This window comes from Brachybacterium tyrofermentans (genome assembly GCF_039526165.1).
In the GTDB taxonomy this organism is placed as follows: domain Bacteria; phylum Actinomycetota; class Actinomycetes; order Actinomycetales; family Dermabacteraceae; genus Brachybacterium; species Brachybacterium tyrofermentans.
Genome location: NZ_BAAAIR010000001.1, coordinates 1 through 7,000, shown reverse-complemented (window position 1 = coordinate 7,000; position 7,000 = coordinate 1). Strand labels below are relative to the sequence as shown.

Genomic DNA, 7,000 nt, shown 5'->3' with positions numbered 1-7,000 from the left:
CCGAACCGTCACCGATGTCCTGAGACATCAACTGTCACCGATGTCCTGATACAGAACTGTCACCGAAGTCCTGAGACATCACAAGAGCGGCTGCGAGGAGCAGCGCGACCGATGCCTGACCACTTCCCGAAAGGGCCGCGAAAGGGCTGTTCAGCAGGGCGCTCCAGCTTCGGGACCACAGCGATCCTCCGGGACGCCGTCAGAGGGTTGCGCGATGTGCGCCGGGGTGTCCCCGGCGGCGGAAGCAGGGCTTGTCGGCGCGAGGCATGTGCGCGTTGCAGCGAGGCTCCTGCCGGAGTGCGATGATCCTTTCCGGGTCCGCGCTCCCCGCGACCCGCTCGACCGCAGCACGCAGTGCCCGTGCCGGATCAAGCTCTCCGCTCTCTGGGTCCCAGGCGTCTGCAAGGGCAGCATTGCGTTCGTCAGCCGAGAGAATCTCCGCGCCCGCATGGACTTCAGGGAAAGCATCACCGACGCGCAGGCTAGCCCTCGCGGACCTCGTCCACCGTGTGGAACTCGGAACGCTCAGCGACGAGCTGACTGACGCCCTGGATCACCTGATTGGCCGCCAGGCGAAGGGAACGCTCGAGGTCATCGAAACGCTCAGGACTCATCACGATGGCGCTGGGCTTGCCATGGTCCGTGAGCACCACGGTGCGACCGGCAGCCTTTTCGGCGAGATAGCCGGCACCCTTCTCGGTGGCCATAGTGGCGGACATCCGAAGTGGAGCAGTCATTGGTCCAGTCTCGCAGTCAGGTCGGCAAAAGCTAGAGCTTCAAGGCGGGTGGTCGACCGCCCGGCAGGTACGGCAGGCTCGCGTCGTCGATGTACTCACCACGGGTATACACGTGATGTATAGTCGATCCATGAGTACTGCACACGCCTTGCTGGGACTGCTGGATCGGTCACCGGCCTACGGCTACTCCCTCAAGCAGGACTACGACCATCTCCTCGCCCCCGAGCGCCCGCTCGCCTTCGGTCAGGTCTATGCCTCACTGGCGCGTTTCGAGCGCCAGGGCTGGGCGGAGATCCTCACCGTGGAGACCGGAGCGGGGCCCGAGCGCAAGCTCTACGGCATCACGGCGGAGGGCGTCACCGAGCTCGACACCTGGATCTATACACCGCAGGCCACGGGCGCGTTCGCGGCCTCCACCCTGTTCTCCCGGATATCGATCGCTCTGCTCTCCGGCCGGGACGCCGAGGATGTCCTCAGCGCGCAACGCGAGAGCCACATGGTGCGCATGCGCGAGCTGACCTCGCGCCGTCGGGGTGCCGAGCCCGCACTGCTGCTGCAGCTCGACTACGAGCTGACCCACCTCGATGCGGATCTGCGCTGGATCCAGGAGGCCGGTCAACGGCTCGGCGCACTGCGAACCCAGTGGGAGAAGCCGGCCGACGGACCGACCGACGGCGCCGGGAGCCAGCGATGACCGTGGCCTCCGACCGTCGTGAGCGCGCGGCGACGGAGCCCGGCGCCGCGGCAGTCGTCGAGCTGGCCGGGGTCCACGTCTCCTACGGTGCCGATCCCGCGCTGCGCGGCATCGATCTGCAGATCGCTGCCGGGGAGCAGGTGGCCGTGATGGGCCCGTCGGGCTGCGGGAAGTCGACGCTGCTGCATGTGCTCGCCGGCGTCCTGGTTCCAGATGAGGGCTCGCTTCGGGTGCTCGGGGACGATCTCGGAGGTCTGCGGGACAAGGATCGTGCTCAGCTCCGGTTGGCGCGCATGGGGATGGTGTTCCAGTTCGGCGACCTGATCGGCGAGCTCACTCTGCGTGAGAATCTCTCCCTTCCGCTGCAGCTGCTAGGTGGCCGGCCGGCACAGATCCGTGTCGCTGTCGAGGCGATGCTCGAACGGCTCGGTCTGGGCGAGGTCGCGGACCGCCGGGCCGCCCAGGTCTCCGGTGGACAGGCGCAGCGCGCTGCGGTTGGCCGGGCGCTGGTCCACCAGCCGTCCCTGCTGCTGGCGGATGAACCGACCGGCGCTCTGGACACTGTCGCCGCGGACACCGTGATGGAGGCGCTGATGGAGACGGTCACGGAGCAGGGCACGACCTTGGTGGTCGTCACCCATGACAATCGGGTCGCCGCACACCTGGACCGTCTCGTGAGCATGCGTGATGGGGAGCTGGTGGGCTGAGATGCTGCCGTCCTTGCGCCTTGGTCTCACCCTCTCGCTGCGTGCCACCGACCATGGGCGCTTCCGCGCGCTCAGCGCCCTTCTCACCTCTCTCATGGGCTGTGCGCTGCTGGTCGTGGTGCTGTCCCTGCTGGATGCGGGAAGGCCGCGCAGTCTTGCCCCGGGAATTGCAGCCTCGGACGTGTTCGAGCTGATCCTGCCGGGGATCGTGGCCCTCGCGATCGGGCTGCCCGTGCTGGCCGCCGCAGCGGCGACCGGTCGCATGTCCGAGCAGGACAGGTCGCGGCGCATGGCCCGTCTGCACCTTCTCGGGATGCGCAGGCGAGATCAGGTGCTGATAGGAGTCGGGGAGAGTCTGCCTCCCGCACTCATCGGTGCCGTAGGAGGCATGGCGGTCGGGGCCCTGCTTGTGCCCTGGGCCGGCAAGATGCTGCTTGAGATGACTCCGTCACCGAGCGTCGCGCCGGCGGCGGTCATCGTCGCGTTCGCGGTGCCGCTGTGTCTGGTCGCCGGGGCTGCGACGTCGGCCCGTCGCACCCATGGGGAGGATCTTGAGCGCGCTCGCGGGGAGGTGGCCCGGCGCCCCGGCCTCTGGCGGGCGGCGATCCTGGTGATCGGTCTGGTGATGCTGATGCTCAGCTGGAGCCTGCCGCGACTGTCCAACGCCCCGCTCGTGGTCCTGTTCATCGGCGGCGCCGGGCTCGCTGCACTGGGCAGTCTCTTGCTTCCTGCTCTGCTCGTGCGGCGCAGTGCTGACGTGCTCGTGCGTGCCGGCACCCCGGTGACCGTCGTGGCAGGCCGGCGCCTGCAGTCCCAACCCGCTGTGCTCGGCAGAGTGCTCGGCGCCCTGGTGATCGGCGTCGTGGTGACGACGGCTGCACAAGGGCTTGTCAGTGTCCTCTCTGCCACCCCGATCTACCAGGCCGGACGCCACTACCGTGAGGTTGAGGCCGTCGCCGAGACACGGGTTCCGGATCAGGCCTCCGTCGCAGAGCTGGAGGATGCCGTGGAACGGGTCGGTGGGGCCCGGGAGGTCATCTACAACGCTCGGGGGCTCGTGGTCGCCGCGGGAAGCAGCCCGGGGGAGTTTTCCTTCTGGGCCCTGGTATCAACCTGCGAGGAGCTCCGCATACTCCGACCGGAGGTGGGGCAATGTCGAGATGATCGCGCTGCCTGGATCCCGGCGTCGCGGGATCTCGACCTTGGGACGCCGCCGCGAGGAACCGTGGACCTGTTCAGTGGAGAGTACGACGAGACCACCGGCGGGTACGGAGAACCCGTGCTGCAGCTCGACGTCTCCGAGAAGGATCTCGCCCGGGTGCCGGGAGTTCCGGCATGGCAGGAGACGGACCCAGCGCCGACCCTGTTCGTCCCGCGGGCACTGGTCACGCAGGAGCAGTTCTGGCAGTTCGGTCAGCTGGAAGCGACGATCACCGCTGATCCGCGTCCCGACCTGCCTGCGGAGCTGAATGCCGAAGGGATCGACGCCCACATCGGCTGGACGGCGGAGGACTTCGCCCCGTATCACGCCACGATCGACACCATCCGGCTGCTGAATCTCGTGGTCCTGGCCGTCGGACTGGGCGCCTTCCTGCTCGGCACGGCCGATCTGGCGATCGGACGCCGGCAGGAGCACGCCCGCCTTCGACTGCTCGGCACTCCTGTAGGCGCGCTGCGCCGTGCGCACTGGCTCGAGGTGGCACTGCCTCTGGTGGTCGGCGGGGGAGCGGCCCTGGCGATCGGGCATCTGGTGGCCGTCGCCTTCGTCGAGACCGGGAACCGCGGCATGGACCCGGGACTGACGACGCACCTCGGCCTGTCGAGCCTCACAGGGCCAATGCTGGCTGTGGTGGGCGGGTCGGTGGTCATCGCAGCGATCACTTCGCTCGGAATCGGTGCTCCGCTGCGACCGGACCACATCCGACGGGCGTGACCCGCGCGTCGCTCCGCCGGGGCACTGCGTCTGACCCGGGACGAATCAGCCGTCTTTCCCCTCGTGCCCTGGATTCTCCCGAGCGTCGACTGCGGCCTCGATGAGGGCGAACAGTCCGGCGTAGCCGATGCCCTGGCTCAGACCCACTGCGAGCCGCGGATGCCGTGCACCCCGATCCGTGAAGAACGCCTCCATGCGCCTGTCCGCCAGCACTCCGATGGCAGTGGCGCCGCCGGACACCGTCCCCGCCACGGCGGCGATGGCCGACCTCCGCAGGAGCGTCCGGAGGTCCTCGCCCTTCCGGGACGTCGCTGCGTCTCCCGCCGTCTCCGCAGGAACAGCCGGTGCGGCCTGTGCGTGGGCAGCCCACGGCATCCAGCCGTCGGGTGCGGCCGTGCGTGCTCTCGCGGCGGCCCGGAGGCCGAGGAACGTTCCCGCTGCGCCGAGGGCGGCGGACGCCGCAACGAGGGCCAGGGCTTGCCTGCCGTGCAGGCGCCCGACGGGGATGGCGCCGAAGGCTGAGGACGCCGCGGCATCGCGAGAGAACCGGGCCAGTGGGCGAAGAGACGCGAGGGAGAGGGTCGACATGGTCGTGACGCTAACAAGCAAGCGCCCCGGAGCGGACCCGACCTTCAGCGGTGCTCGGCGCACCGGAGCCCTACGTTGGTCGACGCACCAGCCATTGCCCATCCTGTTTGGTCATAGCCGACGTCGCAGATCTGTCATGAAACGGCGTACTCGGACCCTATGGTGCGGGGGAGTCTACGGTGCCGTAGCTGTCATTCAGGGTGGTGCTCAACATGACAGTTGTGCGCAGGTAGGGTGCCTTAAATCGGCCAAACGGCTTACCTGAAGACCCGTTGTACTGAGAGAGAGCACTTTTGAATGAGATATATCAACGCCACCGGGAGACTCCTGACGGTTGAACGCATTCCCCGCGACGAGGAGTCAGAGATCGGCGGAGCGGAAGTTGTCAAGGTGAATGGGGCCAGTGGGAGTCAGGCGGCGGGTTCGTAGGTTGCCTGGTCTTCGGTCTGTTTGTTCTCGGTGGGTTTGTTGATCCAGGCCGCGTCGAGCAGGGCGAGGATCTTCGGGGTGTGGTCGGTACCGAAGCGCTCGGGGTGGGCAGCGCGGGCCGCTGAGAGAACGTCGGTGCGGCCGGTGGCTTTCGCTGTCGCCAGGCCGTAGTGAACGTCGGCAGGGGTGTGCAGGCCCAGGCCCTGGTGGTGGTGCTCGTGGTTGTAGCGGTCCTTGAACTCGTCCATGAACGCCCGCGCATCGGCCAGGGATCCGAACCGGTCTGGGAAGACCGGCGCGTACTTCAACGTCTTGAACCACGCCTCGGAGTAGGGGTTGTCGTTGGAGACCTTCGGCCGTGAATGGGACCGGGAGACTTCCAGGTCGGAGAGCAGTGTGGCCACGGACTTTGAGGTCATCGAGGTGCCGCGGTCGGCGTGGACGACCTTCGGGATGCCGTGGATGCCGAACACTTCACGCATCATCTCCTTCGCCAGGGGGCCGGACTCGCGGGCGTGGACGTGGACGCCGACGAGGTAGCGGGAGTAGATATCGATCATCACGTAGGCGTCGTAGTAGACGCCCTTGGCCGGGCCGGGCAGCTTGGTGATGTCCCAGGTGTAGACCTGCCCGGGGCCGGTGGCCACCAGTTCGGGCACCACCCGGGCCGGGTGACGAGCCTGCCGGCGGCGCTCTGTGACCTGGGCGTTGTCCCGCAGGATGCGATACATCGTGGAGACCGAGCACAGGTAGACACCACGATCCAGCAACGTCGCGAACACCTGTATCGGGGTGGAGTCGACGAACTCGGAACTGTTGAGCACGGCCAGCCCGCTGGCTCGTTCGGCACAGTCCAGCCGGTTGGCCGGCGGGGCGTCCCGCGGCGCAGGCGGGAGCGGGCGGGCCGTGCGGCGAGCTGCTGTGGAGCGGGCGATACCAGTCAAGGCCGACGCGGCCCGGGTGGTAGTCCCTCCGACGATCAGATCGTCGTGGGCGCCCATCAGCGCTTGTTGCGCCTGGTCTCGGTATCCGCGCTCTTGGAGACGTCCTCCAAGAGCGCGCGTGCTTTTCCCATGATCTCCAGCGCGGTCTCGGTGCGATCCAGGCGCTCCTGAGTCTGGTCCAGCTCGCGGCGCAGCCGAGCGATCTCGGCCTGTTCCTTCGAGGGCCGACCCACCGTCTGGCCAGGCTGTTTTCCCTCAAGCACGCCGGCATCGCGCTGCCGGCGCCACTCGGTGATCAACGAGGAATACAGACCCTCCCGGCGCAGGTAGGCACCTCCTTGGCGTTGCGCGCTGGCCTCCTCGTATGCGGCGAGGTGGGCAAGCTTCTGCTCGGGGGTGAACGAGCGGCGCCGGGGCCCATCGGCTCGAGGATGCTGCGGGGAACTCATCGCTCCATCATCGACGCTCGACGACAAAACGGAAACGGGGGAACTGCTCATGGTGATCGATCCTGAACTCGCCCTGCGGAGGCGGACTTGCTATGAACCTCTGGCCTCAACTCACCCTGACACGCAGGGGAGTCCGTCTCGAACTCGTTCTCGGAGCGGAAGTTGTCAAGGTGAATGGGGCCAGTGGGAGTCAGGCGGCGGGTTCGTAGGTCGCCTGATCTTCGGTCTGTTTGTTCTCGGTGGGTTTGTTGATCCAGGCCGCGTCGGGCAGGGCTAGGATCTTCGGGGTGTGGTTGGTGCCGAAGGGGACCGCCGCACGGATAGGTGACATCTTGACCTGACCTATGGCTCGGTTTCCAGTTGACGTCGCTAGCCGATGGTCTTCATGGAAGGCTCACCGCATGCCCCGCCCGTACCCTCCAGAGTTCTGTGCCCGGGAGGTGTCAAGTTTTCTGTGTAAGGGGCCGGTCGATCAGTCCTTCTGCCGGGTGGTCAGAGGGGGAGTCGGTTGGGGAACTG

General features: G+C 67.4%; 7 protein-coding genes. 3 read left to right on the top strand and 4 right to left on the bottom strand.

Features of this window, described 5'->3' with window-relative positions; translation table 11 throughout:
* Positions 1-482: 482 nt before the first annotated feature.
* Positions 483-737, bottom strand: coding sequence for a type II toxin-antitoxin system Phd/YefM family antitoxin (locus ABD093_RS00035; protein ID WP_343921856.1), 255 nt, complete (start codon positions 735-737; stop codon positions 483-485).
* 130 nt (positions 738-867) lie between these two features.
* Here ABD093_RS00035 and ABD093_RS00030 point away from each other — a divergent pair, with 130 nt between their 5' ends.
* Genes ABD093_RS00030 through ABD093_RS00020 form a run of 3 tightly spaced genes read left to right on the top strand, consistent with a single transcriptional unit; the run spans position 868 to position 4,071 of the window.
* Positions 868-1,431, top strand: a complete 564-nt coding sequence (locus tag ABD093_RS00030; RefSeq protein ID WP_343921855.1) for a PadR family transcriptional regulator — start codon at positions 868-870, stop codon at positions 1,429-1,431.
* A complete protein-coding gene (locus tag ABD093_RS00025; protein ID WP_343921854.1) occupies positions 1,428-2,138 on the top strand; it encodes an ABC transporter ATP-binding protein in 711 nt (236 codons plus the stop codon). Before ABD093_RS00030 ends, ABD093_RS00025 begins: the two co-directional genes overlap by 4 nt.
* 1 nt (position 2,139) lies before the next feature.
* Positions 2,140-4,071 carry an FtsX-like permease family protein gene (locus ABD093_RS00020; protein ID WP_193119348.1) on the top strand — a complete coding sequence of 644 codons (1,932 nt, stop codon included), beginning with the start codon at positions 2,140-2,142 and terminating at the stop codon, positions 4,069-4,071.
* A gap of 45 nt (positions 4,072-4,116) precedes the next feature.
* On the opposite strand, the gene ABD093_RS00015 is transcribed toward ABD093_RS00020, so the two are convergent.
* The 3 genes from ABD093_RS00015 to ABD093_RS00005 all read right to left on the bottom strand — a co-directional run bounded on the left by ABD093_RS00015 (position 4,117) and on the right by ABD093_RS00005 (position 6,812).
* Positions 4,117-4,659, bottom strand: coding sequence for a hypothetical protein (locus ABD093_RS00015; protein ID WP_193119347.1), 543 nt, complete (start codon positions 4,657-4,659; stop codon positions 4,117-4,119).
* Between the two features lie 410 nt (positions 4,660-5,069).
* Positions 5,070-6,481 (bottom strand): IS3 family transposase gene (locus ABD093_RS00010; RefSeq protein ID WP_343921853.1). Its coding sequence is split into 2 segments (ribosomal slippage): positions 5,070-6,136 and positions 6,136-6,481, totalling 1,413 coding nucleotides; the frame shifts between segments, so codons are not numbered across the junction.
* A gap of 190 nt (positions 6,482-6,671) precedes the next feature.
* Positions 6,672-6,812 carry a hypothetical protein gene (locus ABD093_RS00005; RefSeq protein WP_193119345.1) on the bottom strand — a complete coding sequence of 47 codons (141 nt, stop codon included), beginning with the start codon at positions 6,810-6,812 and terminating at the stop codon, positions 6,672-6,674.
* Positions 6,813-7,000 lie beyond the last annotated feature (188 nt).